At 56.4% G+C, this 26513-nt stretch carries 25 protein-coding genes, 1 tRNA gene and 1 pseudogene; 15 read left to right on the top strand and 12 right to left on the bottom strand.

Annotated features, from left to right (window positions below; genetic code table 11):
* Nucleotides 1–40 precede the first annotated feature (40 nt).
* Nucleotides 41–1684, top strand: a complete 1644-nt coding sequence (gene groL, locus BLW55_RS15965) for a chaperonin GroEL (protein WP_007009708.1) — start codon at nucleotides 41–43, stop codon at nucleotides 1682–1684.
* Nucleotides 1685–1760: 76 nt separating this feature from the next.
* Here the strand turns inward: groL and BLW55_RS15960 are convergent, their stop codons facing one another.
* Entirely contained in the window at nucleotides 1761–2825 is a 1065-nt protein-coding gene (locus BLW55_RS15960) for a calcium:cation antiporter (protein ID WP_090330027.1), read from the bottom strand.
* A 293-nt stretch (nucleotides 2826–3118) separates the two neighbouring features.
* Between BLW55_RS15960 and fumC the strand changes: the two genes are divergently transcribed.
* The 7 genes from fumC to BLW55_RS15925 all read left to right on the top strand — a co-directional run bounded on the left by fumC (nucleotide 3119) and on the right by BLW55_RS15925 (nucleotide 9643).
* Complete coding sequence (fumC, locus tag BLW55_RS15955; protein ID WP_090329454.1) at nucleotides 3119–4510, top strand: class II fumarate hydratase; 1392 nt, start codon at nucleotides 3119–3121, stop codon at nucleotides 4508–4510.
* Between the two features lie 172 nt (nucleotides 4511–4682).
* A complete protein-coding gene (locus tag BLW55_RS15950) occupies nucleotides 4683–5066 on the top strand; it encodes a DoxX family protein (RefSeq protein WP_090329453.1) in 384 nt (127 codons plus the stop codon).
* A 205-nt stretch (nucleotides 5067–5271) separates the two neighbouring features.
* Nucleotides 5272–6033 (top strand): TVP38/TMEM64 family protein, encoded by a 762-nt coding sequence (locus BLW55_RS15945; protein ID WP_090330026.1) that lies wholly within the window; start codon nucleotides 5272–5274, stop codon nucleotides 6031–6033.
* Between the two features lie 27 nt (nucleotides 6034–6060).
* Nucleotides 6061–7485 carry a dihydrolipoyl dehydrogenase family protein gene (locus BLW55_RS15940; RefSeq protein ID WP_090330025.1) on the top strand — a complete coding sequence of 475 codons (1425 nt, stop codon included), beginning with the start codon at nucleotides 6061–6063 and terminating at the stop codon, nucleotides 7483–7485.
* Nucleotides 7486–7547: 62 nt separating this feature from the next.
* Entirely contained in the window at nucleotides 7548–9002 is a 1455-nt protein-coding gene (locus BLW55_RS15935; protein ID WP_007010586.1) for an ATP-binding protein, read from the top strand.
* 140 nt (nucleotides 9003–9142) lie between these two features.
* Nucleotides 9143–9219 (top strand) — tRNA-Arg (locus BLW55_RS15930).
* Between the two features lie 226 nt (nucleotides 9220–9445).
* Complete coding sequence (locus BLW55_RS15925) at nucleotides 9446–9643, top strand: hypothetical protein (protein ID WP_090329452.1); 198 nt, start codon at nucleotides 9446–9448, stop codon at nucleotides 9641–9643.
* Between the two features lie 72 nt (nucleotides 9644–9715).
* Here BLW55_RS15925 and BLW55_RS21110 read toward each other — a convergent pair.
* Together BLW55_RS21110 and BLW55_RS15910 are read right to left on the bottom strand one after the other, a co-directional pair.
* A pseudogene (locus BLW55_RS21110) lies at nucleotides 9716–10729 on the bottom strand (recombinase family protein); the annotation flags it as partial.
* Complete coding sequence (locus BLW55_RS15910; protein ID WP_090329450.1) at nucleotides 10726–11058, bottom strand: hypothetical protein; 333 nt, start codon at nucleotides 11056–11058, stop codon at nucleotides 10726–10728. The gene BLW55_RS15910 and the pseudogene BLW55_RS21110, both read right to left, overlap by 4 nt.
* A gap of 206 nt (nucleotides 11059–11264) precedes the next feature.
* Here BLW55_RS15910 and BLW55_RS15905 point away from each other — a divergent pair, with 206 nt between their 5' ends.
* The 7 genes from BLW55_RS15905 (at nucleotide 11265) to BLW55_RS15885 (ending at nucleotide 15666) form a co-directional block, all read left to right on the top strand.
* Nucleotides 11265–11876, top strand: coding sequence for a YlcI/YnfO family protein (locus BLW55_RS15905; protein WP_090329449.1), 612 nt, complete (start codon nucleotides 11265–11267; stop codon nucleotides 11874–11876).
* Nucleotides 11877–12071: 195 nt separating this feature from the next.
* On the top strand, nucleotides 12072–12689 hold the full coding sequence (locus tag BLW55_RS15900; protein ID WP_177175095.1) for a recombinase family protein: 618 nt from the start codon (nucleotides 12072–12074) through the stop codon (nucleotides 12687–12689).
* A 17-nt stretch (nucleotides 12690–12706) separates the two neighbouring features.
* Nucleotides 12707–12898 (top strand): hypothetical protein, encoded by a 192-nt coding sequence (locus tag BLW55_RS15895; RefSeq protein ID WP_090329447.1) that lies wholly within the window; start codon nucleotides 12707–12709, stop codon nucleotides 12896–12898.
* Nucleotides 12899–12939: 41 nt separating this feature from the next.
* Nucleotides 12940–13308 carry a hypothetical protein gene (locus BLW55_RS15890; RefSeq protein ID WP_090329446.1) on the top strand — a complete coding sequence of 123 codons (369 nt, stop codon included), beginning with the start codon at nucleotides 12940–12942 and terminating at the stop codon, nucleotides 13306–13308.
* Nucleotides 13305–13436: a hypothetical protein gene (locus tag BLW55_RS21050; protein ID WP_280140479.1), complete on the top strand. Its 132-nt coding sequence runs from the start codon at nucleotides 13305–13307 to the stop codon at nucleotides 13434–13436. Before BLW55_RS15890 ends, BLW55_RS21050 begins: the two co-directional genes overlap by 4 nt.
* Before the next feature lie 197 nt (nucleotides 13437–13633).
* Entirely contained in the window at nucleotides 13634–13852 is a 219-nt protein-coding gene (locus tag BLW55_RS20670) for a hypothetical protein (RefSeq protein ID WP_143038446.1), read from the top strand.
* A 548-nt stretch (nucleotides 13853–14400) separates the two neighbouring features.
* Nucleotides 14401–15666, top strand: coding sequence for a YiiX/YebB-like N1pC/P60 family cysteine hydrolase (locus tag BLW55_RS15885; RefSeq protein WP_090329445.1), 1266 nt, complete (start codon nucleotides 14401–14403; stop codon nucleotides 15664–15666).
* A 23-nt stretch (nucleotides 15667–15689) separates the two neighbouring features.
* Here the strand turns inward: BLW55_RS15885 and BLW55_RS15880 are convergent, their stop codons facing one another.
* The 9 genes from BLW55_RS15880 to BLW55_RS15845 form a co-directional block, all read right to left on the bottom strand.
* A complete protein-coding gene (locus BLW55_RS15880) occupies nucleotides 15690–16385 on the bottom strand; it encodes a hypothetical protein (RefSeq protein WP_090329444.1) in 696 nt (231 codons plus the stop codon).
* Complete coding sequence (locus BLW55_RS20830) at nucleotides 16385–16528, bottom strand: hypothetical protein (RefSeq protein ID WP_177175094.1); 144 nt, start codon at nucleotides 16526–16528, stop codon at nucleotides 16385–16387. The genes BLW55_RS15880 and BLW55_RS20830 overlap by 1 nt, the downstream gene beginning before the upstream one ends.
* A gap of 210 nt (nucleotides 16529–16738) precedes the next feature.
* Nucleotides 16739–18085, bottom strand: coding sequence for a transporter permease (locus BLW55_RS15875; RefSeq protein ID WP_090329443.1), 1347 nt, complete (start codon nucleotides 18083–18085; stop codon nucleotides 16739–16741).
* On the bottom strand, nucleotides 18082–21966 hold the full coding sequence (locus tag BLW55_RS15870) for a hypothetical protein (protein WP_090329442.1): 3885 nt from the start codon (nucleotides 21964–21966) through the stop codon (nucleotides 18082–18084). Before BLW55_RS15870 ends, BLW55_RS15875 begins: the two co-directional genes overlap by 4 nt.
* Before the next feature lie 524 nt (nucleotides 21967–22490).
* Complete coding sequence (locus tag BLW55_RS15865) at nucleotides 22491–23942, bottom strand: type IV secretory system conjugative DNA transfer family protein (protein ID WP_090329441.1); 1452 nt, start codon at nucleotides 23940–23942, stop codon at nucleotides 22491–22493.
* The gene (locus tag BLW55_RS15860) at nucleotides 23939–24169 is read right to left on the bottom strand and encodes a hypothetical protein (RefSeq protein WP_090329440.1); all 231 of its coding nucleotides are present in this window, start codon (nucleotides 24167–24169) and stop codon (nucleotides 23939–23941) included. The genes BLW55_RS15865 and BLW55_RS15860 overlap by 4 nt, the downstream gene beginning before the upstream one ends.
* Nucleotides 24166–24639 carry a hypothetical protein gene (locus BLW55_RS15855; protein ID WP_090329439.1) on the bottom strand — a complete coding sequence of 158 codons (474 nt, stop codon included), beginning with the start codon at nucleotides 24637–24639 and terminating at the stop codon, nucleotides 24166–24168. The genes BLW55_RS15860 and BLW55_RS15855 overlap by 4 nt, the downstream gene beginning before the upstream one ends.
* Nucleotides 24640–24660: 21 nt before the next feature.
* On the bottom strand, nucleotides 24661–25875 hold the full coding sequence (locus tag BLW55_RS15850) for a relaxase/mobilization nuclease domain-containing protein (RefSeq protein ID WP_342027755.1): 1215 nt from the start codon (nucleotides 25873–25875) through the stop codon (nucleotides 24661–24663).
* Entirely contained in the window at nucleotides 25862–26359 is a 498-nt protein-coding gene (locus BLW55_RS15845; RefSeq protein ID WP_177175093.1) for a hypothetical protein, read from the bottom strand. Before BLW55_RS15845 ends, BLW55_RS15850 begins: the two co-directional genes overlap by 14 nt.
* Nucleotides 26360–26513: the final 154 nt, after the last annotated feature.

Here is a 26513-nt window from a genome sequence, read left to right as displayed (position 1 = left end):
GTAACAGAGTTTCTCGAAGAAGCTCAGGAGCTAGAGAAATATGGCTGCAAAAGACGTAAAATTCTCCCGCGACGCACGCGAGCGTATGCTGCGCGGCGTTAACATCCTCGCCGACGCGGTGAAGGTGACCCTCGGCCCGAAAGGCCGCAACGTCGTCATCGACAAGTCCTTCGGCGCACCGCGCATCACCAAGGACGGCGTGACGGTTGCCAAGGAAATCGAGCTTGAGGACAAGTTCGAGAACATGGGCGCACAGATGGTGCGTGAGGTCGCTTCCAAGACCAACGACATCGCTGGTGACGGCACGACGACCGCCACGGTCCTCGCTCAGGCGATCGTTCAGGAAGGCGCCAAGGCAGTTGCCGCTGGCATGAACCCGATGGACCTGAAGCGCGGCATCGACAAGGCCGTTGCCGACGTCATCGACTATCTCGGCAACTCCACCAAGAAGATCAACACCTCCGCAGAAGTTGCCCAGGTCGGCACGATCTCCGCGAATGGTGAGAAGGAAATCGGCGACATGATCGCCGAGGCCATGCAGAAGGTCGGCAACGAGGGTGTCATCACCGTCGAGGAAGCCAAGACCGCCGAGACCGAGCTCGAAGTGGTCGAGGGCATGCAGTTCGACCGCGGTTACCTCTCCCCGTACTTCGTCACGAACCCGGAGAAGATGGTTGCCGAGCTCGAGGACGCATACATCCTGCTCCACGAGAAGAAGCTCTCCAACCTGCAAGCCATGCTGCCGGTTCTGGAATCGGTCGTTCAGTCGTCCAAGCCGCTCCTCATCATCGCCGAGGACGTGGAAGGCGAGGCTCTGGCCACGCTCGTCGTCAACAAGCTGCGCGGTGGTCTGAAGATCGCTGCCGTCAAGGCTCCGGGCTTCGGCGACCGCCGCAAGGCCATGCTCGAGGACATCGCGATCCTCACCGGCGGCCAGGTCATCTCCGAAGACCTCGGCATCAAGCTTGAGAATGTCACGCTCGACATGCTGGGCCGTGCCAAGAAGGTCGCGATCTCCAAGGAGAACACGACCATCGTCGACGGTGCCGGTCAGAAGTCCGAGATCGAGGGCCGCGTTGCCCAGATCAAGCAGCAGATCGAAGAGACCTCTTCCGATTACGACCGCGAGAAGCTGCAGGAGCGCCTTGCAAAGCTCGCAGGCGGTGTTGCCGTGATCCGCGTTGGCGGCTCGACCGAGGTCGAGGTGAAGGAGCGCAAGGACCGCGTCGACGACGCGCTCAACGCGACCCGCGCCGCTGTTGAAGAGGGCATCGTTCCCGGCGGCGGCACCGCGCTTCTGCGCGCTTCCACGCAGATCAAGGCGAAGGGTGACAATCCAGACCAGGAAGCCGGCATCAACATCGTGCGCCGTGCCGTTCAGGCTCCGGTTCGCCAGATCGCCGCAAACGCTGGTGCAGAATCCTCCATCGTTGCAGGCAAGATCCTGGAGAACGAAGGCGTCACCTTCGGCTACAACGCGCAGACCGGTGAGTATGGCGACATGATCGCCATGGGCATCGTCGACCCGATGAAGGTTGTCCGCACCGCGCTGCAGGACGCCGCTTCGGTTGCCGGCCTGCTCGTCACCACCGAGGCCATGGTTGCCGAGCTTCCTAAGAAGGACGCTCCGGCAGCTGCTCCCGACATGGGTGGCATGGGCGGTATGGGTGGCATGGGCTTCTAAGCCAGCCACGCATCGCTTGAATATCGAGGGCGCTCCTTTTTGGAGCGCCCTTTTTCATGGGCGGTTCAGCGAATGATCATGGCACCGCGGCCAGCAGAAGAAAGCAGAAAAACACGACCAGATGCACCGCGCCCTGCATGATCGTGGTGCGTCCCGTTGCCAGGGTAAGCATGCCAACGAAGAGCGAGAGAACCAGAAGCACGATGTGTTCCGGATCGAGCCCGAGCGTGATCGGTTCACCAAGAAGCAGCGATGCTATGGCGATGGTCGGGATCGACAGGCCGACACTGGCAAGTGCCGATCCGGTTGCCACATTCATACTCGTCTGGAGACGGTTCGAGGCTGCAGCACGCAGGGCCGTCATGCCCTCCGGCAGCAAGACCACAGCCGCGATGATCAGTCCGACAAAGGATTCCGCCAGCCCGAGGACGGACACCCCCTCCTCCATGGCAGGCGCCAGTGCTTCCGCCAGAACGATGACCATGAGAAGCGACACGGCGAGCATCAGGCCGCTCCATGCGGTTTCTCCCCCGCCGGGTTTCACATGGACGGCCGCATCGGCTGCTGCAATGTCGAGAAAGTCGCCACGGTGACGCACGGTCTGCACAAACAGGAACAGCCCGTAGAGCAGAAGCGATACAACCGTCACAAAGACCAGCTGCACGATCGAATAGTACGGCCCCTCAACGGCCAGCGTGAAGTTGGGCAGGATCAGTGTGAGCGTTGCCAGCGTGCCAAGCACACTGAATGCCGCCACAGCGCCATGGCTCTGAAAAGACTGCTCGCGATGGCGCAGACCTCCGGCCAGCAGGCAAAGTCCGACCACGCCGTTCAGAACCAGCATGACCGTGGCAAACACCGTGTCGCGCGCCACGGTCGGATCTCCTTCCGATGGCGACAGCATCATGGAAATGATCAGCGAGGCCTCGATCACGGTGACGGCAATTGCCAGCAGAACCGAGCCGAAAGGCTGCCCGATGCGAACGGATATGACCTCGGCAAAATGCACCGATGAAAAGACGGTGGCGACCAGGAACAGCCCAGCCAGGACAGAAAAGACAATGCCGGTTTCTTCAAGAAACCCAAGATGCTCTGCCGCGATCAGCAGGGCCGCGGCAAAAGGGGGACCGGAGGTCCGCATCGCCTGCGCATTCGCAATATGTCTAAACACATCCCCCCAGAAGCCTTCAATGCATACGAGAGCCGTCTGGCTGACGGCGCGCGACATCGCCTGTGATAATCCAATGCCGGAAAGGAGCGCAATGAACAGTTTGCCGGCAGTCGCGGACGCGCCCGTAGCGCGGGCCGCACGGGCTATTGCCAAATCCCTTCGCCCGCGCCATTAAACGGCAGCACTTTTGGGGTAGAGGCAGCAGGGCTCGTCGAGCCGCACCCGCCCGCCCGACGCGCGAAATGACAATGGAGCACGATCGCATGTCCAAGACCCGCACCGAGACAGATACATTCGGCCCGCTGGAGGTTGCCGCAGACCGTTACTGGGGCGCGCAAACACAACGGTCGCTGGGCAATTTCAAGATCGGTACGGAAAAGATGCCCATCCCCCTCGTGCGGGCGCTTGGCATCGTCAAGCAGGCTGCCGCCGAGGCGAACCTCGAAAACGGCAAGCTCGACCGGAAGATCGGCGAGGCGATGATCGAGGCGGCCAGGGAAGTCGTCGCGGGCAAGCTCGACGATCACTTTCCGCTCTCCGTCTGGCAGACCGGTTCGGGCACACAGTCGAACATGAACACCAATGAGGTGATCTCCAACCGCGCCATCGAAATCCTGGGCGGCGAGATGGGTTCCAAAAAGCCTGTCCACCCCAATGATCACGTCAATATGGGGCAGTCCTCGAACGATACTTTCCCCACGGCGATGCATATTGCAGCCGGCCGCGAGGCGGCAGCCGAGCTTCTGCCTGCGCTGCAATATCTGACCGAAGCGCTCGAAGAGAAAGCCCTGGCATTCGACGGGATCGTCAAGATCGGCCGCACCCATACGCAGGATGCCACCCCGCTCACCCTCGGTCAGGAGTTTTCCGGCTATGTGGCGGCTCTCCAGCTTGGTGCCAGACGCATCGAGGAGAGCCTGAACGATGTCTATGCGCTGGCACAGGGCGGCACGGCCGTCGGCACGGGCCTCAACGCTCCGATCGGCTTCGACAAGGCGTTCGCGGCAAAAGTAGCCGCCATCACCGGCCTGCCCTTCCGCACCGCCGAGAACAAGTTCGAGGCGCTGGCGAGCCATGGTGCGCTGAACGCCTTCCACGGCATGCTGAACGCGCTCGCCGCCGATCTCTTCAAGATCGCCAACGACATCCGCTTCCTGGGCTCCGGCCCGCGCTCGGGCCTGGGTGAGCTGAAGCTGCCGGAAAACGAGCCGGGCTCTTCCATCATGCCGGGCAAGGTGAACCCGACCCAGGCCGAGGCGCTGACCATGGTCGCCACACAGGTCATGGGCAACCAGACCACCGTCAGCATCGCCGCCAGCCAGGGCCATTTCGAGCTCAACGTTTTCAAGCCGGTCGTTGCAAACGCCGTGCTGCAGTCGATCCGCATCCTCACCGATGCAATGCGCTCCTTCTCCGACAATTGCGTAAAGGGCATCGAAGCCGACGAAACGCGCATCGCGGACCTGATGCAGCGTTCGCTCATGCTGGTTACAGCGCTCGCGCCGGCGATCGGCTACGACAATGCGGCGGCCATTGCCAAGGCAGCGCACAAGAATGGCACCACGCTGCGTGAGGAAGCGCTCAAGAGCGGTCTCGTCTCCGAAGAAGATTACAAGCGGCTTGTGCGCCCCGAAAAGATGATCGCACCGGCCTGATCGCCGCCCATCACAATTCACCGGCCTGAAATGGATTGACTTCAGGCCGGGAGTATCGGCTCATTGTCGCTCGTTTTGACAACACAGCGTAACCAATGGGGCAGTTTTTCTGCACAATCCACTGGCGTATATGCCTGATCGAAGAATATCACTTCTCACAGGAAACCCAGCAATGTCCCAGAATGCACTCGTTCTCATCGGCCGGATTCTGATCGCGGTCATCTTCATCGTTTCCGGTTTCGGAAAAATCACCAATATTGGCGGTACCGCCGGCTATTTCGGCAGCATGGGCCTGCCCCTGCCGGTCGTGACGGCCTGGATCGTCGCCCTGCTCGAGCTCGTCGGCGGCCTTGCCATCGTCGTTGGCTTTCAGACACGCATTGCCGCGCTGCTTCTGGCGCTGTTCAGCGTCGCCTCCGGCCTGATCGCCCATTTCGACTTTACCGATCAGATGCAGAGCATCATGTTTATGAAGAACATCTCCATGGCCGGCGGCCTTCTCGTACTCGCCGCCTTTGGCCCCGGCGCACTCTCGCTGGAGCGGGCAAAAGCCTGACGCAGACGCCTGATCCCTCCGAAAAGCCCGCTTTCGAGCGGGCTTTTTTCGTTCTCCCTGCGCTTCACGGATCGGTGATATCCATGCGACCGCCTCTCAAAAGGCGGTGAGACCGCGTATCTTTCGTTGCGCGGACGGGTCGCAACACGCATGTACGGGCCTGTTGCCGCACAATATGGAGCCTCTGGCGGCGGAGACCCGAAAGATGACGATGATGCAGACGACCGAAAATGGCAGCCTCGAAAACACAAGGCGCTCGCCTCTGAAGCGCTTTCTTCCGCTGCTTATTGTGCTTGCGGGCCTGGCCGGTGGCTATGCGCTCGGACTGCATCAGTATCTGTCGCTCGAGTTCCTTTCCGAAAGCCGCGGTGTTTTACGAGGCTTCGTTGCGGAAAACCCCTTTCTTGCTCCGCTTGGCTTTGCGGTTCTCTACGCCATGGCCGTCGCCTTTTCCTTTCCCGCCGCTTCCATATTGACGCTGTTTGCTGGCTTTCTCTTCGGCTGGCTTCTCGGCGGTGCGCTCGTGGCAGTCGCTGCCACCGTCGGTGCGTCCGCCGTCTTTCTGGCGGCACGTGGCGCGCTTTCAGGGGTTCTGGCAGAAAAGATCGGCGGACGGGTTTCGCGCATGGCGAAGGGCTTCGAGGAGGATGCCTTCAACTATCTTCTGGTGCTGAGACTCGCTCCGATTTTCCCGTTCTGGGTCGTCAATATCGCGCCGGCACTGTTCAATGTACCGTTGCGTACCTATGCAACAGCCACCTTTCTCGGCATTCTGCCAGGCACCTTCGCCTACGCCTATCTCGGCCACGGGCTGGACAGCGTGCTTGTTGCCGCAGCCGAAGCCGGGCGCGCGGTGACGCTCGGCGATCTCATAACGCCGCAGCTCACCCTCGCCTTTGCTGCGCTGGCGCTGATTGCCGCGATCCCGGTCGCGGTGAAGAAACTGCGCCGGTCGCCCGACACCTGATTGCCGAACAACCACGAGACTGCCTCAATGACCCTTCTAACTCCCGACATCTGCGTCATTGGCGCCGGCTCCGGCGGCCTGAGCGTCGCAGCCGCCGCTGCCGCCTTCGGTGTTCCCGTCGTGCTTGTCGAGCGCGGCAAGATGGGCGGCGACTGCCTCAATTATGGCTGTGTGCCTTCCAAGGCGTTGATCGCCGCCGGCAAACAAGCCCATCTGATGCAGGGCGGTGCCGCCTTTGGCATCGCCCCTGCGGAAGCGGAGGTCAATTTCCGCCAGGTGATGAAGCATGTGGAAGCGACCATTGCAGCCATTGCGCCCAACGATTCCGTCGAACGCTTTACCGCGCTCGGCGTGCAGGTCATCCAGGAGGAGGCGCGTTTCAAAGACGGGCGCACGGTGATCGCCGGAGATTATGAGATCCGCGCCCGCCGCTTCGTCATTGCAACAGGGTCATCGCCTCTTGTTCCGCCGATACAGGGCGTTGACGATGTTCCTTACCTCACCAATGAGACGATTTTCTCACAAACCCGCAGGCCTGCGCATCTGATCGTCGTCGGTGGCGGCCCCATCGGCATGGAGCTGGCGCAGGCGCACCGTCGCCTGGGCAGTGAGGTCACGGTGGTGGAGGCGCTGGCCGCGCTCGGCAAGGACGACCCCGAACTGACCGCCTTCGCACTCCGAAACATCCGCTCCGAAGGCGTGAATGTGCTGGAACACACGAAAGTCACGCAGGTGGAAAAGCGTGGCCGTTCGGGCGTGCGTGTTCATGTGGAAGACACCGATGGGACCCGCAGCATCGACGGCTCTCACCTTTTGATTGCCGCGGGCCGCACGCCCAATACCGCATCGCTGGAGCTCGACAGGGCCGGAATCCAGCACGACCGGCGCGGCATCAAGGTTTCCGACAAGCTGCGCACCAGCAATCGCCGCGTCTATGCGATCGGCGACGTGGCGGGCGGGCTGCAGTTCACCCATGTGGCGGGGTATCATGCCGGGCTGGTAATACGCGCCCTGCTCCTCCGCCTGCCCGCACGCGAGGACCGGAACATCATTCCCTGGGCAACCTATACGGACCCCGAAATCGCCCATGTGGGACTGAATGAGGAAGAGGCCCGCAAAAGCCATCGGAAAATCAGCATTCTGCGCTGGCCCTATTGCGAAAACGACCGCGCGCAGGCCGAGCGCAAAACCGAAGGCCTGATCAAGCTCGTAACCGACCGCAAGGGCCGCATTCTCGGCGCATCCATCGCCGGTGCCAATGCGGGCGAGATGATCAATTTCTGGGCGCTCGCCATCTCCCGAAAACTCGGCGTGCGCGACATCGCTGGCTATGTCTCCCCCTACCCGACCATGACCGAGATTGGCAAACGGGCCGCGATCACGTATTTCACGGAGACGACACGCAAGCCTCTGGTACGCGCGGTGGTGCGGTTTCTGCGCCGTTTCGGCTGATGCATGCTTCAGGCCGCGTGAGCAGGAAAACAGCCGTAAGCGGCCCCGGAAAACGCTGAGCGATGGCAGAAAGAACAGCGGGCGACATCAGCGAACAACCGCACGAGACGGGCTCCGTTCCGCTCACGCGCGGGCTCTCGACCAAGCTTCTTCTGCTGACCGTGCTTTTCGTGATGATCGCGGAAGTCCTGATCTTCATCCCGTCGGTGGCCAATTTCGGCATGCAGTGGATGCAGCAGCGGCTCGACAATGCAGCCGCCGTAAGCATCATCCTCATGGAAGGCGAGGACGAGACGCTTGCCCCGCCGATACGCGACGAACTCCTGATGGCGACGGGCGTGAAGGCGATTGCCGTGCGCGATGCGGACGTCTCGCGCATTCTGGTCGTTACCGACATGCCACCGGAAGTGAACGAGCACATCGACCTTGATGCGATCGCTCCGCCTGCGGCCATCGCCCAGACCTTTTCGACGCTCTTCTTCGGCGGTGATCGCGTGTTCCGCATATTCGGCACGGTGGGCGACACGGGCAAGATTTTTGAGATCCTGATCGCCGACACGGGCCTCAGGGATGCCATGCTCACCTATGCGCGCAATGTCGCTTTTCTCTCGCTGATCATTTCACTCTTTACGGCGACGCTGGTCTTCTATGCCATCAACCGCATCATGATCCGCCCCATACGCGGCATGACGCAGTCCATGCTGTCTTTCGCCGCCGCACCCGACGAGCCCGGCCGTGTCATCACACCTGAAGTTCGCGGCGATGAGATCGGCGTGGCCGAGCGCGAGCTCGCACGCATGCAGGCAGCCCTGCAGAAGACGCTGGGTGAACAAAAACGCCTCGCCGACCTTGGCCTGGCCGTCTCCAAGATCAACCACGACATGCGCAACATGCTGGCTTCGGCACATCTCATCTCCGACCGGCTGAGCACAATTGACGACCCGGCGGTCAAAACCCTCACGCCACGTCTCTTGCGTACGCTCGACCGCGCGGTGACCTATTCGGAGGGGGTGCTCAATTACGGTCGAACGCAGGAAGCGCCTCCCAGCCGCCGCCGGCTGCGCCTGCATGCCCTGGTCGAAGAGGTGCGCAATGTGCTGCCGCTCGATGCCGACAACAGCATCGAATTCGCCAATGCGGTGGATGAGGCTTTTGAAATCAGCGCCGATTCGGAGCACCTCTTCCGGGTTCTCTCGAACCTCAGCAGAAACGCCGTTCAGGCAATGGCGGGCGACCATGGCCCGTCGGTCGTCAGGCGCCTGACCATCTCTGCCGAACGGGTGGACCATACCGCACGCATCTATGTGACCGACACCGGCCCCGGCCTTCCGCAGAAGGCGCGCGAAAATCTCTTCGCCCCGTTCCGCGGCTCTGCCAAAAGCGGTGGAACCGGTCTCGGCCTGGCCATCGCACAGGAACTGGTGCGGGCTCATGGCGGTGCACTTGAACTGGTGGAAAGCACTGGCGGGCATACGGTTTTCGCCATCACCATCCCCGACGCAACGCCTCCGGCCTGAGGCACCAGAACCGCGTGGGCACCGCCTGTGCAGATATCAGGAAAATTCCTTCGATAGCGCTTGCAATTCTACGCCGCACTCGCTAGTTAACCGCGGTCGGCGGCAACAAAGACTGCTTCGACGGTCGCTCACGCGATCACGCGCCCGTAGCTCAGCTGGATAGAGCACCAGACTACGAATCTGGGGGTCAGAGGTTCGAATCCTTTCGGGCGCGCCATACCTTCCTTATCACCGGAAATTCCCGCTAACATACTGAACGGTAAGGATAAATCTACCGTTCTAAAACCGTTTTCACGCTGGTATCGCAAGGGGCCTGCGAAGGCCAGTTTAAGCACCGTGCGGCGATCCTCCAACCTGTCCGAACGCCAAAGAATCCAAGGGTTTGCAAGAAATGCAAGCGCCGTTCTAAGTGTCCTGTCGAAGCTTGTCTTCGCAAAGGGCGCTTGAGCCATTTTTTCCTGAACAACAATCTTTTCTTGTTCCAGTTTGCCGATGCGTTTTTCGAGTGCGGCGATCACGCTCGGCACACTGACATCAGTAATGCGGTCGAGCAGTTGATCGAGCTGCTTTTCAATTTTGGGAAGCTGCGCGGCCAGCGCATTTGCGCGCGCCTGACCTTGCGAGATTCGGTGATCCCATAAATCTTTGAACATCCTCTTCGCTGCGCGGAAAAGAGAATCGCTTGGCGTGAGAGATTGCAGCAGCGTTTCAAACTGCCCTTCGATGTCGGCGCGCCGGATCGACTTGCCGTATGATGCACAGCCGCGCTTGGGGCAGAGGTAGTAGGGATACTTATTATGTGAGCCCTTAGACCAGCACGAGGTGAGCGGTGTGCCGCAATCATCGCACATCACGTAGCCGCGTAGCGGGAAGTCCTCATTTACATTCTTTTTGCGCGGCGCATAGATACCGCCTTCCAGCCTGTCTTGAATGATCTTGAACGTCTTGAACGTAATCAGCGGCTCGTGCTGTGCCGGGCGCAGGGAGATATCCCAGCGCGGCATTTCCAGGTAACCGGCATAAAGGCATTGTTTCAGTAGAACCGATACGCGCTGGTGCCGGACGATGCCGCGCTTGTCTTTTGGGAAAAGTGGATTGTTCTGGAGAAAGCGTTGCACATCGGCCTGCTTTTCAAAGCGCCCCGAGGCAAAGCCCTCCAACGCCTCCTGAACCACGGAGGCAACCGGTTCATCGCGTACCATGATCTTGCCGCGTCCCGTGACGCGTTCGTAACGATAGCCGACCGGCGCAGCCAGAGCCCAATACCCACCCGATACCCGCGCACGCATGCGGCTCTTGGTTTGCTCTGCATTGTGCTGGCGCTGATACTGATTGACGCTGGCAATGACGTGCTCAACGAGTTGGTCAGATGAGGTTTCCTCAAAACCCATCACCGGACTTTCAAGAATGCCGCCCGCGTCTTTGATTTCCTGCCGTACCATCAAGTAGCTCAGCATATCGCGGCCAAGCCGGTTCGAGTGGTCGACAATGATAATGGTGCCGCGATGCTGCCGGATATATGCCAGCATCGCCTGGAGCCCAGGGCGATTGGTGTGCGCGCCGGTCAGGGTATCGGTGAAAACTTCCCTGATCACATAACCTTTTCTCTCAGCATACTCGCGGCAGGTGCGCTCTTGCGAGTGCAGCGCATCGCCGCGCACAGTGGCCTGCTTTACGTCGGAGACGCGGCCATAAAATACCGCGTTCTTCAATTTAGTGTCGGTCATGCGGATTCCTTCCCGTTGTCTTTCGATGGCAGCTCCATGGTTGGTGAGTGCTCAAGGCTACCATCGGCGGACCCGGAGACCGAGGATTCAATGACGGCTTCGAAAATCGACCCACATATTTCCGTGCTCATGCCCAGCTCGACAAAGCGGCGCATGATATCCCAGAGGATGGCTAGAAGCTCATTGGCCTGATCGTCGGTGAGATCGAGTTCGATTAGTTCCTGGCGGTATTTGTCAGCGTCCAGGGCCAGTTCGCCGGGAACAGGGAGGAAGTCGTCCTCCTGCGCGGCGACCCCGTTGAAGCCGGTGAAAGTGGGATCGTTGCTCATGCCTGGCCTCCTTTCTTGTTCGCCGCAAAAGAACTGGGCAGTATAGCGAACATTAAGTGAACAAACAAGGAATTAATTCCTATATTTGATCTTTGTGGGGCCCCACGTTAACACTTATTCCTGAGGTTTCAAGTGGGTGCCCACTTTAAATTTGCTGCCAGGGCTGCTAAAACTCTTTGGGCGAGTTGGCACCGGGGATTTCATCAATGAATATGGCTGAGCTGGAACAGGCTTCTACAGAAGTGCAGCGGTTCTTCGAGCGGCAACGGCTTGGGCAGGCTGAACTCTTTATCAATTTCTATTTTAAAGAGGAGGTCACGAAGATCAGGATCGCCGACCTAACTATTGATATTGCAAATATCTCCGGAAAGATAATTACGCAAAACAAACAATGGAACAAATATCGCAAAGATATTTGCAAAGAGATTGAAGCTTTAGTAAGTAATTCAATATACGATATTGAATATTTCAATATATATGACGCTTTTCCGATAATTCTTTTTCAATTGTTTGATGAGGGTGACGAAGACCCAATCGAACACAAAATAGACATGAGAAAGGGGAGCGGAGAGCAAGAACCAACTGGCATAATGGGCAGGATAAAGCCACCTGCAAAAATAACCGTGACTAGAGCATCTGAACCGCCATCACTAAGACCCCGGTGGGCTGAAGAGAACCGACCTAAGAAGCAAGTGAAGCTGCGTCTACAGCCTGAGCTAATTGATGAGATCGATAATTCAGCCAAACAAGATGGCAAGAATAGAAACGACTGGATCGAGGCGGCGATCCGTCACTACCTCGACGCGAAACCTGGTTAACTTCATTATAGGGCTTCTTGCGCCTTGCTTGTGCGCCAGGTCCACACTCCAAAACGTTCGTTTTCGTTGAAATTTGAATCCCCTTTTTGCTTTCAGGTAGGATTTTTCTAGGGCGCGCAGAAAAGAGCCCTTTCCGACCATGAAAAGCAAGGCGTCCGCGTGCCTGAAAGGCCGCGCACGAAAACGAACCATATTGTGCAGACCCCAACGACACAGCCGCCCGCCGATCAAGAGGCAAAGCCGGGGAGAACCGTAGGCTATCTGCGTGTATCCACCGCAGAGCAGCGCCCTGACCGCCAGATAGACGGGTTACGTATGATCTGCGACGAACTGCACATCGAGACGCTTTCCGCCGTAAGCCCCGGCAGGCCGGTCTTTGGCCGCGTGGTCTCAGAATTGCGGTCCGGTGACATGCTCGTGGTGTGGGACCTGGACCGGGCTTTTCGCTCAGTTGTTGATGCGCTCACTGAAGCAGAGAAGCTGCGCAAGCGCGGCGTCCATTTCCGCATTGCCACCCTCAACATCGACACCAGCACAGCGGCGGGCATCTTCGTTTACACAATGATGAGCGCTCTGGCCGAGTTCGAGCGACGCACGCTCTCGCAAAGAACGAAGGAGGGGCTGGCCGCAGCCCGTGAGCGCGGCGCGCGCCTGGGCCGTCCGCCTAAAGTTACCGATGAGCAATTGCACCGCGCCAGCGCACGCATTGCAGCCGGAGAGAGAATTTCAACCATCGCCGCCGACTTGGGTGTCGCCCCATGGACCCTCAGTCGCGCGCTGAAGCGCATCGCGGTCAGTTCTTCGACAATGTAAACAGAGGAGTGAATATCATGATGAATGTTATAAAGGGATTTGGAGCTGGCCTGATTGTAGTAGTTTGCCTGCTTGTGATCCGGTTTGTTTGGGGTGTGCAGTTCGACGTTCAGCGGGTGTTTTATTTTATGCTCGGATTGGCCCCGATAGCATTTGGTATCTCTGCAATCTGCTATATCGCTCTCATGTTCGTTGGCAAGGACGAGTGAACACTGACTGCAACGCAGCTTTTTCGATATGGAGCATGCCCATGACCCCGGCAGAAAGGCAATTGCTCGCTGAGGCCATCGAACACCACAACAACATGGTGGCGCTCTATCAGGATGTTTGGCGCATGCGGGAGCGCGGAGATGACCCGTTGGAATCACCCGCTGCCCGCGAAGCCATCGGGCTTTCCTTGAAGGTAGAACCGCTGCGCAAGGCGCTTGCTGCCTTTAGTGTCCGGGAAATGGACAAAGAGAACATGGCTCCGTACTTCGTTTCCCAGGAATTGCTCTCTACCATGCGCACCCTGATCGTCGCATTCGACGCCGCAAAACGCCGACATATCCCCCAGCGTATCCAGCCGGACGGCATTCCCGAATCTTATCGGAAGTCATTTGTTGGAGGAGCACCATGAAGAAGCGCCGCCGCAATCCTACATGGCCGTTCGACCGGCCCGAAAACATCGTCGCCATCGACCTCGATCCGGCCAACCTGTATCAGCCAATGTTCGATGGTCATCCCTGTGTGGAGCGATTTTTGTAACCGGATGCTGGACCAGATTCGCGAACCCGGCGCGTGAGTTCTGTGTCAGTCAGTGGCCGAACACATGGACAGCCTTCCCGAAGCTGGTCAGTTTGACCCGGTGCCCAATCCAAGGCCTGAGCATATGCTGGGCACAATGGCGTGGGTTGAAAATAAGCGCGAGCATTTACAAACCGCAGCAAGGAGGCGGACGAGCAGTGCACGAGATCGCCAGTGATGATGAAATCCTTCGGCGTCATTTTGCCAAGGAGCAGTGTCCTGTCTGCAAGAGCGCGGGAATGTACTATCCGGGCGGGCAACCTGAACCGGAGCCTTGTCCGGAATGCGAGCGGCTAGGAGAAATGCTTTCCGCCATCGACCGCGACAAGAACGGTCCTCGTGAAGAAGTCGACTACGGAGACGGCATTCCCTTTTGATCCCACGGAATCATCGCCGGTAAATCCGGGTACACTACGCTGGTGGTGTAGCAGGGAGTTCATTGAACCGTCGACGCGACAGAGCATCAATCCATTGTCGGAGACTCCCGCAGGCGATAACGCTGATCGCAAGATGTGCGCGGTATTACCGCGCAATCTTGGCAAGGAGGCAGCTAGCGCTCCCCCGTTGCATCCCCCAGGCCGTGGCTCTTCCAGGGCATTGAACCCATTCCAGAGCCAGAAGACCGTATCGCCGGTCAAACACTCGCGGGAGACTTCGCTCTCCCTGCACCCATCGACTAGGGCGGCGTTCCTGCCCCCAAGACCCCTGACCATTTCATGGAGACGATTTCATCGAGAGCAAAGGGTGTTCCAGCCCTTGTGCAATCCTGACCAACCGTCCGCCGTTTGGATACCGTCAGCGCATCGGCGCTGAACCCGATCAGGGGCTAGCGTGCCCGAATTCCCATATTACTCTCCTTCACTGATTGCCTTTGAATTGTTTCGATCCATTTGTGCTATGTTGAGTTTAAAATCATAGGCAAAACATGAAACGCATCGACTTCCAGAACCTAAGACCTGGCGACATCATCTTGACTGCAAGTAGATCGAAAACCGGGAAAGCCGTCCGATTTTCCACGCGAGGGAGTGTTTCGCACGCTATGATATATGTTCAGCAGGGTTCGATCATTGATTCCACGTCGGATGGCGTTCAAGCACGGAACCTACAACGTGAGCTCTTTGAAGATGATGAAGACTTTTTCGCGTTTCGATTGAAAGAAGCATTGCCCGCGCAAAAGATCGCTCAGATTGTCGATTTTGCCAGATCGGAAATAGGCACGCGCTATTCCAAGGTAGAGGCCGCACGCACTGTCCTTGGCGGTCCGAGGTCGCGCAGCCGACGCGAGTTTTGTTCGCGTCTGGTTGCGCGTGCTTACCAAAGCGCGGGCGTTCAGCTTGTTGCTGATCACGATTATTGTTCACCGGAAGATTTGCGCAAGAGTCCACTGCTCACCGAATTGCCGGAGATTACCGAAATCGTCGATCCCGATGAAATTGCATGGATGGAAGGAAGACCCAATCCCATAGACATGACACGGGATGCGCAGAACTTTGTACTCAACGCCGCGCGCTGCCTCGATGCAAACGTAGAGAACTTGCAGGATGTCGACCAATTGGTGCGGGAGCATTCGGAACATGACGACGCAATTGCGCAAGCCTATCGCGATTCAGGCTATTTGGACTTATGGAAGCACGAGCTCCAAACCAACCCCTGGCGGTATGATTTGGAAGAAATGCGGCGCATGCAAAGCTCCTCTAATCGGGAGGCATTGCGCGAATATTGCATCGCCACTATCAGTGAAGCCTATTCGGGCGGTGTTCGGTTTGCGGTTAACCTTATCTACTATCAACAGGGACAGGAAACCGCACCGCGCGAAACAACGAAACTGCTGATCAACCTCTATGAAACACTGGTGCAAAACGATCAGGACCGGCGCGAAGTAGCGCGAGCGTGGCTGCTTGAGCAATATCCAGATGACGTGCAACAGCACATGGAACGTGTGGAACCCCACAGCGACCTTTGGTTCTCAATTGTTGACCGTGTAGAGCCGAAGCTTGGCATGTTGGCGCGGATTGCCATTAAGTCAAAGCAGTCGCTGGAAATATGTTCATCGTGCGGAGATAAACCCTTCGGCGATTACCGTATCGCTAATTCAGCTTCTGCCATGCCCGGTGTCCCGTCGCTGCGACTTTGCGTTGATTGCCACGCCATTCGACTAGGCTTCGGAGAGAGGCTTGAACTGCTTAATTAATCAGTGCTGGACAATTTTCGGCTTCAAAGACCTTCAAGCAAATCATCATGCTTGGTCAGTCCTCGTCCAACTGTTCCCATGTGGCGTGAAGCGTCAATTTGTGGCAAGCGGTACGCGTTTGCGATGCCGTATTCGCTTTGACGGCTGGGAATGTGCTCGACGTGAACCAAACTGTTTGCAGCCAGCAAAGATAAGCCGGTTTTAATGCGCTCTCTTGCGATGCCGGTAACTTCTTCAATTTGGTCATAGGTCGCCTTGGCGAGATTGACTTCATTGTCTCGTCTGGCGGCGATGAAATACCACAGCTTCATCGCGTCTAACTCCGTACGCTTACGCAAATTCAACTCGTGGAAGAACGGAATGCGTCGGCCGCGATAAAGACGCAGCGCCGGAAATTTGGCCCAGCCAATAGACGGATTGAAGTTGCTGAGTTTGTAAGTGCTGCGCCCTTCGGGATCGCGCTCGATAAGTTGCCTCTCCGTCAGGAGTTCTAGCCCAGCCGCAATTTTCGTCCGGCTAAGCGACGTGATTAATTCGAAATCATCATATGTCAGGCGAGTGATACCGCTTTCACGATCTGCATGATGCAGGATTGGTGCAAGTGTCACTAACGCAGCGATGTTGTTCGCACCAATTTCAGCAGCCCACCTGAATTCGCGCAGTCCGCCTTCCAGAATCCATTCACTGGGCATCATCACCCACGGCAGAAGCTTTGCCATCACTTATCCTTTCGCCGGATGATCGAATGGATCGTGTGAATGGCAAAGGCTGAAAGTGCCATCGCCGCCAGCGCAATCAATGCCAGCATATACTCCATCGGAAAATCCGACCCCTTTGAAATCAACTCAGTCATCTCGGTCATTTTGGAACTCCATCAGTCATTCATTCCAAAAAATTTACGTCGAGACACAATATACATCTAGATACAGTTTCAGCAGTATATGGCAAAATATATATAAAAATACATGTAGTTACATGACGTTAGCGGGAAGACTTATCGTGCATGTAACTACCCATTTTAGTCCATGAGAGGAGACTTGTGAACCAAAATGCGACCTGTCTACGAAAATCGCTACAGAATAGTTGGCTTCTTCGAAATTTGAAATGTCAGGTTGAAGCCTTTCTCAGATGGGAACCTGTCCTTCTGCAAGGTAACTCGTGACACACTGGTTGAGTGGGTGAATTCCTCACACACAATCAGTTTGTGTTGGAGCTGTTCTTTTAACGAAGGAACAGTCTTTTCCAGAAGCGCCGAGCATATTTTTCCGAATTTTTCTACCGCAACTTCGGGAGAAAACTCATCAAGAAAATGCCCTTTTAGTTTCAAGATGGTTGCGAGACCTTTGACACCTTCAACGTAGAATGAAACCGTATTGGGGAGCAGTTGTTCGTCGAGGTCCATCGGAAGGGAACTTGCCCACCATTCTTCGCCCCCATAGCCGGTATGATAATCTCCTGTACGAAGGCCGACGTTGGCTAGAAATTCCCGCGCCTTGTATGGGCTCCATCCTTGGGACTCATCAACTTCGGGAGGATTTTGCGTCTCTTTTTCGTGTTTGCGGATATCACGAATGATCTGATCGACGTCATTCGTTGTTTCTGCAGGAAGGCTATGAAACTGGCGTATTGCCCGCCTGAGAAGCCAAGGCCGAAGAAAGAAGCACGAAAAGAACCGCTTTCGTGCATAGGCTTTTAATTCGTCTGATTGAAATGTCTTACGAGAAATCTGAATGCTTGCGCTTTCGGCATGCGAGTAGCAATGCGTCAGATAAAAGAAAGGGATGGACGCAATCGTGAGGTAAACCGGCAGAATGAAGCTTTTGAAGGTAGAGGCGGTGAAAAATGTTTCCGGGTGCGCCGCTATCTCACTGACCGAGTTCCAGAGCACCAAAATTGCGATACCGGCCATAACCCATGTGAGTAAGGTATTTATCTTAGCGTGTTCAGGCTTTCGCTCGCTTATCACCAACATCATGGCGATCACGGCAACAATCGGCGTCAAAAATAACTCGACAGGCAAGCTAAAGGTACCGGCAACAAAGATGAACTCCAAAAATATCGTTCCGCTTAAGGCATCTTTAGCGTAGCCACGAAAATGCTGCGAACCTTCCTTGGCGTCAAAGGAACGTGCCAACAGCGGTAGAGCACCGAAGAAATACCAAACGATTGTCGGTACGATCAAACCAAAATTCCAAAACTTCAAAGACGCGGCAAGCCACGATATTGCAGCTACGTTTGCTGCAAGAGCGGAGAATAGTACGAGAAGCTTGCTGTCCAACAAGGCTTTGAGAATGCTGCGAACGCTTTCTCTTACTTCCGATCTTATCGCGGCAACGGCGATGGCAGCCGTCAACCAAATCGCACCGGCCAGTTCACGGTTGTTGAAATTTTCAGTGATCCATGCCCAAAGCCCATTCATGCTCGATATGACGCTTCCCTATTTGCATCCCGCCTGCGCTCTTCTGTGATCTGTTGTTCCATCCGTGTCGTCGTTCTATCAACCCATCGATGGACATGCGGATTTGTTGAAATGCTCCGAAGTTCCAGCAACAAATCGCGTTCAGCTTCAAGCTTATTGGCGAACGAGCCTGCCCACATACCTGAGGTCAATCTGGAACGAAGTGTATCTAACCTCTCCGGCCGATCCACATGGGCATCAGCAAATGATATAAATGCCGGACTCCATTTGCGTGCGCTCTTCGCCCCGTCAAAGAGCTGAATCCAATCCAGAATGAACGGCATTCGCTCTTCTTTGTCTGTCAGCATCCACGGTACATATATTTCAGCCGGAATGTCATTAAGAACGCCGGGGTTTGACGGCTCTCCAATATTCGCATCGAATAAGCTTGGAAGTCGGTATACAGCTCGACCATCTGCGGCAGCTCGCGCCTCGTGGTACTTCTCCCAAACCAGGCTTGGAGAGTTGGCTATGATGCGCCGAAGTATTTTTTGCGCGTAATCATCAAATGCGAGTTGAACACGGTATTCTTCAACAGAGGTCACACTGATGATGAAATCTACCAATTCACTACTGAAGTGATCATCGACATGGCCGCCATTGAAGATCTTTTCGACAAGCTCGCACCAATGATACCAGTCCATGTTTGAATATTGCGGTTTGTCAAATAGGGCACGGTTGGTCACCGATGCTTTCAAAGCTTGCAACAACCGTCCTTCTTTTGGATCAGAGCGATACAAGACATGTGCGAGGAAATCGACAGCCGCCCACGCCCCACGCTCTTGCTTGGTCAGCAATGTGGTGACCAGCAATTCAATTAAATCCTCATCAACGGTCTGAAATATATTACTGAATGCAATAGCCGAGACCTGACGCGGTTCGACCGTATCGTTTTGTACAAACTCGATTGCGCGTTGCATGAGCGCGTTATCCAGCCCGACTGCAGTAAGAAATTCGATTGATGATGCGCTCAGGCTGGGAACGCCAAGTGCGCGCTCAAGGCATTCCAGGCCCTTGTTTTTGTCGGTTTGCGCTGCGCCGGAAATGACATTGCGTACAAGATTCGACATGGCGGGGATTTCGCTGTTCGCAGTCATGTTGTCTAAGAGATGCTGCAGAAGATGTTCGGGATCACCGACATGCTTTGCAATACGGACGACAGCAATCCACCCCGAGTTTGTCGCTTTTTCAAAAAGCATGTCCAAAAACGGCAGGAAGTACGCGGCTTCTTTAGGCGCAGCATCGACTAACTCGTATATCTTGCTTTCACCATAGTGATGATCGTTATCACCCTCACGGTCATAGCATACGTCCGGATCATGAATATCGGTGGCCCAACCACTACTGTAGTAGTGGATCTGCTCCAGCGGATCGGTAGGTATTAGCTCATCGTAATATGCACGAAGCTTTTGCTGGTAAGCTTCATCCGCTTCCTTTCGATCAAAATACAGCCAGTCATTGACCCCGAGTGCAGCCTTGTGCCATCCGGGATGGGCTTCACGCAGGCGCGCTATCATCGCCTGAATTTCTTCGAGCAAATTGACATTGGCAAAGAGGCTTCTGAGGTGCGAGCCGATAGTATTGAGCGCGGTCCGACAGTTCGGATCACCGGGATCGAGGGCGATTTTCTCAAGACGTGACAAGGCCGCGCGATAAAAATCGAAAACCTGACCGTACGTTTCGGGCCGCCAGTCCTCCAACGCTTCTCCGGCACCTATATGTTCCGAGCCGCCGGATCTGGAGAAATGCCAATTTTCGAGCATGCGATTTAAGGCTTCGACGCAAAGCTTACGCACCCGCTCGTCGGGATCGGCCAAGCCATCATCCAGCACAGCGAGCTTTTCTTCCGGCGTGGCTTCCGTTCCTGACAGATAAAGCTGGTAGAGGCCGGTGAATTGACCGGATGCATTATTCGACCAGTCTTCGTTTTCTGCTGCGCCAAGCTTCAGGAGCAACCTCGCTGCCGCATCAAAGGTCTGACGACGGAACACCAGCTTTTCCAAAGCCCAAATGGTATAGCGTCTGCCTGTATCAAAGGACGCCAGTTCATCGACTGTTTTCCCTGCAAGCAGCCCGTCCAGATGTTCCATCGTTGCATCAGGCGCAAGATGGACAAAGCGGTCGAGAAGCTTTGACCCGAATTCGCTGTTTAATGTTTTCTCATCCGGCAATGCCTCGGAAAGCAGGGCGCGGCCGAAACTCGACACCTTGTCTGAGTGTGATACCCAACGCAGTCGGCCAAGCATTCTCAGTTTCATTTCTTCACTGAGAGAGCGAAATAAATCCTGCAAGGTTCCAGCGGGGTTGCCTTCAAGCCATTGATTTGCCAAGCGCATGGCAAGAGGGAGAGGTTGCACTTCACCAAAGTCGCCTTGACGAAACATAACGCCACGCTCGGTAAAGCGTCTCAGTTCACCGAACATTTGCCGTCCGGTCTTGCCACAATAAGCCGCTATTTCTTCGAGTTCTTTTGCAGGTTCGTTTTCCATTCCAACGATTGTGAAAAGGCTCAAAAGTTGCAAGCTTTCAAAGGCTGATTGATCTATTTCGTGCTCTCCCCAAACGATCCGCGAAACCAGAGTCTCGACCGAGCTCAGTTCTTCATCTCCGCCTTCCAAAGCCCGCGTTGCGAAAACCGCCATCCTTGGGAAACCTTGTGACAGGTCGCGAATGAGCGAAGCATTCTTTTTACTAACCTGCTTGTTCGTTGCCTCAGCAATTTGGCCGATCAACTCGTTTGATGCGGCATTGAGCTCAATAATCAAATTGCGGCGTATGCCTTGCGCCTTAGTTTCCACGCCTATCGTTATGAGGTGGCAGTGGGAGCCGTCCCGATGGACGATTTCACTCAGCTTCGTGTGGACCTGATCTGGACAATCATCAACGACCAGCAAAGCACGTGAGCCAGTGTCGGCAATTTCACGCGCAATGTTTAACAGTCGGTCTTTAACATCGTCGTAAATGCAGTAAATGATTTGGCTCTCGCTCAAGACGTCCTGAGGAGATGCAGCCTGACTTGCGATGAGCTGATGGACGAAACGCGTCTTTCCGTATCCCGATGGTCCGATTATTCGCACAGCGTTGCCGCGTGTGGCGAGGAACGTGGATATGACCTCTCTGATGCCATCAAAGGATTTCTCCTGCAAAATGTTGTTATCTTCGTTTTGCCAGGTCTGGATTTCCGATCCTTTGGCGACAAATCGCATATCGTCGCTTTGTTGAAATTCGATCTCAGAAATTTCCGATGAGCGTCCCCAATCTTCAAAGGCTTGGAAGCCACCAAGATAGACATCTCGCAATAAGGCGTTGAGCCATAGCGCCACTGATGGATGCGTATTCGTCCATGCAGCGAGTCTGTTGCAATCGTAGATTTGAATGGAAGACAACAAGGATGGATCGTTGCCCGTATCGCTGATCCCTTGCCGAATAGCGTTAATGCGGCGGTCGACGTTGGTGCCGACAACAGGCGTGGGCGTAACGATGACATAGGCACCGCTTTGAGAAATGGCTTCCTCAAGAGCCTCGCTAAGTTTTGGCTCGTCGGAACCTTGCGAGGACTTCGTTTGCGTTTCCGCCTTTAATCCCCCAGGAGATGTTGCCCCTTTCTTACTTTGAAAGATCGTGAAACGGCTGGGCAGCCAATCAGTTTCATTCGGCCCGCCCGACCATGAAACACGAGCATCATCACCACCGTCAGCAATAGTTATCTGCGCAGGAGCCGTACCCGATCGCAGGGGAATAGAATTCTTGTTGAGTTCAGCGCTGATGAGACGGCGAAGGAGATCAACGACGTGATGTTCATCCAGCCGTTCAACTTGATCGGAATTGACGTCAAAAATCATCGCGCGCTCGTTTGATTGCTCACAGTTCTAAAATTAAACAGATTCGGAAGTCATTGTTACATAAAGAGAAAAATGAGTCATTCTGTATTTGATTGCAATGACTTACTCGTACAAGCGAGAAGTACTTTTCGCCTCGCAGCGCATCCCACTTGATGGGACCGGGCTGTCGTGAACCAGGGCATTGGTGCGCTCTGTTTGATTGTACTCCCGTCGTCTTAATCGTCGCCGTCCGCTGGTGCGGATCGGCAGCTTTGTCTCTCTGATTGATATCGGACGCTCGCCGCTGGGCAAGAGTTCAATCCGTTTAGATAGGGCATCCGTAAGTTGAAGCTAATAATGGCAGTCTCAGTCAGTCGACTTCCATATTTAGTACAAAGTAGTTGGACTAAGGGGCTTCGCCCCCGGCGCTGACAAGGGCGCGGTCTCCCGAGGCTCCGCGCCTTCGGCTTGTGCGCCCGCCGCGCTGATCCTTGTCAACACCACCCCCATTCTCGCCGAAGGGCAGAGGTTCAGGGGGCCGAACCTCATTTACCAAGAGCAGCAGAGGGGAGGAAATGGTAGTTTTCCTCGCATGCGTTGACAGAGTGATGCTGACTGGTGCTGAGCCATTCATATTTATCCGGCTTCTCCCGCACGTCCCTTAGATATCCGCTCAGTTCCGGCCTTTCCCAGAAGTTCGGTAGATCGACGGTGAAGTAGCCATGATCGCGGGATTCCAGAAGGCCGGTTTCCCCGCCAGTGGCAAGACGAATATCCTCGACCTGGAGCAGAGGGCGGGATTGTTCGGAGAGACTATCGCCTGAGCCGTTCACCTGGTTTTGATTGACATTGAAACCGCGTACCATGACCGAGGTGCGGCCCGAGCGGTGCTCGATTTCTCGCAGCGTCTCGGTATCGGGCAGGCCGCGATAGAGCGTATGCGCTACAGCCTTCTTCCAGATGCGGGCGAGTTCCTTGCCGTAGCGCCCCTCGATCTGGGCGGGCGCGTTCTGGAACGCACCGAGGAAGTTGATGCCGCCTTGCCGGTAGAGGGTCAGGATTGGTTCAAAGTTCGAGACGTATAGCTGTCCCCATTCATCGCCAACAACGAGCGCGCGCAGCTTACCAGACGCGGCGGCAAATCGCTCGATAATGGCGGCGGTCATCGCCCCAACAAAATTGCGGCTGGTCTCTGATTGAGCCGAGCCGATGATAAAGAGCGCGGTGCGCTCATTCTTCATATCCGCCGGGTCGAAGCTATTGCGCTCCGTTGCCGCCCTTGAGGCCGAGCCGGGCTGGAAACCCTGAAGGCGCTCGATGATAAGCGAAGAATAAGCGTTCCACTGATCGCGGGATTGCGTCAGGCTGGCGACCTGCCTGCACATGCCCGCCTCATCATGCATGCGCTCATCCAGGGACCACATGAGCAGATCATCGGCGATAGCGTCCGGATCGCGCCCGAAGAAGTCCCACAGGCCGCCAGGCGTGCAGGGAAAGCGCTCATCGGGATAAAGGGCGCTGATCTTGTTATAGAGCGCGCACATGGTGCGCACGCCCTGGCCGATCCAGCGATGCGCCGGGTTGGGATCGACCGGGACGAGGTAGCTTGCCGCGTCATAGGCGGCGTCACCCACAATGGCGCGGAGCTCAGGCCGCGCCGCGACTTCCAGCAGGCGCGTGTTGATGTTGAAGCTCTCACCTGGATAACCATAGAGCCGGGCCGGATTGATAAAACGCACCCGGTAACCCTGCCGCTCTAAGGTCTTCCAGGATATCCAGGCAAGCTCAGCATCCTTGGGATCGGTGATGATCTTGGTGACGTGCGCGGTCCTGGGGGAGACCAGATTCACCCCCAAGAAGCGCGTTAGCTTGCCTTTACCGGCCTGTGCATCGATGGCGACCGGTTCGGTGCCATCATAAACCAGCGGATTGCCCCGGAAGAAGCCGAGCTCAATGCCGGGCCTGATGCCTTCCGAGGCGCGAACGAGGCCGCTCATAACAGCCCCGAAGATTTCAGGGCCGTGAGATCGTCAATCTCGGCATTGCCGAGCTGTCCCGATGGATTGGCCTCCAGCATGGCCTTGAGCTGGGCGGCGGCTTGTGCCTCTGCCCGCTCTCTGGCGAGGCGCGCTTCTCTGGCGTCCTCCCAGGCGAGCCTTTGCTGATAGTGGGATTCGAGCATCCAGCAGAACTGGTAGAACTCGGAAAGCCATCCATTCATCATGGCGTGTTCCTTTCATCATCCCAACTCGCATAGTCGAAGGGCTTCTCAGCGGGTTCGCTGAGCGGAGGCTGGAGGTCGCGATAGTCGACAGGTGTGGAGGGCGTTTCTTCTTCGTCGTCACCAGAGCCCAGAATCCAGAACAAGCCGACCGAGTATCCTCCGGCCATCAGGTATGACAGCCATTCCTTAGGGAACGCCATGCTATAGAATTCGCAGATGAACACCGTGATGGTGAGAACGATGGCGACACCAATGACACCATTGCGATAGGCAATCAGGGCATCGCTAGGCCTGTAAGTATCGCCCCATAAGGTGATTTCCTTCCCCGATACGAGGGCGAACAGATAGATTAGCGATACAGCGATGGCGAGGAACACCAACAAGCCAAACAGGAAGGCCAGAACAGCCAGGAATCCAGCGCCCATCATTCCGGCGGCAGCACCGGCTTCATCATTCTTGTTACCAGACATGTCACGTCTCCTTTTTCGGGTTTAGCGAGAGAGACCAAGGCGCAGGCCCTGGCTTTGTTTGCGTCCGGGCGATCTCGCATCGCCGCGCGCAAAGCGCATGAAGCGGCCCACATCCCGGCGAAGCTCTGAAAGGTGCTTCGCCTGGCCCTGCCGCAATTCCTTGAACTTGATCTGGAGGAGCGCACGCTCTCTCCGCTGCTGATCGATCAGCTCTTGCCGCGCCTGTGCGTGGCGCTCGCGGGTGGCCTTTGCTTCCGCTTCATTGAGGGTGCGAACCTCTCGGTATTTGCCGGTCAGCCGGTGCCACAGGCCGCGCAGGCCTTTGGGGAGGCGCGCGGCCCGTTTGAGCGTTTCCCGGTCCCATTCCGCGCGCTGATCGTTATCGAGTTGTGCACGCGCGGCGCGGTGCTGGCGCGTCAGCGCTTCTTTTTGTTTGGCGAGGTCATTTGAGCGGTCCCGGAAGCGGTTCCTGGATTCCTCAACATGACGGCGTATTGCCGGGGTCATGCGCTGGCCGATAATGGCCTGCGCCTCGGTCACGCTTTTGAGATCGTTCCCATCACCCAGCCGGGCGCGCACGTCTTTGGTTTTCACGCCGAGCATGCGCGGCAGGGAATAAACCTCGCCGTGGTGGTCGATAATCACATGGCCGCGTTTGTCGCCACGGGCGAGAAAAAAGCCGCGCTCGCCAAGGCTGCTTTCAAACGCTTTGCGGCTATCTGAGTGCTTCCAGCATTCCTGGAGAGTGGATTTAAGCCAGCGGGGATCGACGCCCTGGCGCTTGGCTTGTTGCCATTCTTCCAGGGTGAAGTTGGTCGGATTGCGCTCAGCCGGGCTTTCCAGTCCGCGCGGTAGCTTCCAGCCATTTTCCAGGTATAGCTCACGCGAGACGCCTTGCAGTTTCTTTTTGAAGAAGGAGAGCTGCCGGGCGGTCATGGTCTGCGCATCGATCCGCGACCAGACACAATGGGCGTGACGGCGGCCTTCCTTCTCATGGAAGACAATGGCGCGCGGCTGGTCGCTAAGGCCAAGACGGGCTTCGATCTGATCGATTGCCGCCTCAAAGCCGTGCTCGCTTAAATTCGCGTCTTCCGGTGGATTGAGGCTGAGGGAGAATAGATACTGGCGGCAGTTGGTCCCGCGCGCGATGCCTTCCGCTTCCTTGAAAGCCTCCCCAAGATCATCGGATGCAAAGCCGCGCAGCTCATGCAGGCGCACATGCTCATTGTCGTCCATGCGCATGAGGTGAGCGGCCAGGTTCTGACCGCTGCCGCGCTGAGAGCCTTTGAGGATCATGGCTGATCCTCAAAGGCTTCATTCCCACCGCCAGCAGGAACAGGCGGCGCAGCTCGCGCACGTCCTGGACCGCCTCCAATAGAAAGCTTTCAGTTTCCGGGGTCACCGGCAGCGAGCCGATATTCACCGCGTGGGCGAGTTGGTTGAGATTGCTGGCAAGGCGCGATTGGCCAAGCAGGGCGAGAGCTTGCGCAAACGCCTGCCGGTCCTTGATGGTGAGGCCGGACAGTCGTTTGCGCTGCGCAGGCAGGCCCAGTGCTTTTTGCTTGATGTAGGCACCCAGCGGAGTGCCCGCGGCCTCCATAGCCAGGCGGGCACGGTCAGCCTCGCTCAGGCGGATGCAGAAGGGCGAAGGGCGCTTCTTATCTTTTTCTTTAGAGCGCGGGGCGCTGCCGGTTTTGTTGAATCTACCTTTTAAGGACATGGCGGCACCGGGAAATCATCGGATTTCCGGTGCTCAAGGTAGGTATTCCATTCGGCCAAAACCTCGAACAACTCGTTCGAAGTGTCGCCATCCAGGCGCGCCATTTTACCACGGTCCATTCCGATCAGACTGAAACAGATTTCAACCTAGATTT

Source organism: Nitratireductor aquibiodomus, from assembly GCF_900105565.1.
Lineage (GTDB): Bacteria > Pseudomonadota > Alphaproteobacteria > Rhizobiales > Rhizobiaceae > Nitratireductor > Nitratireductor aquibiodomus.
Note: the sequence above shows the minus strand (reverse complement) of the source record. Positions and strands in the feature narration are given on the sequence as shown.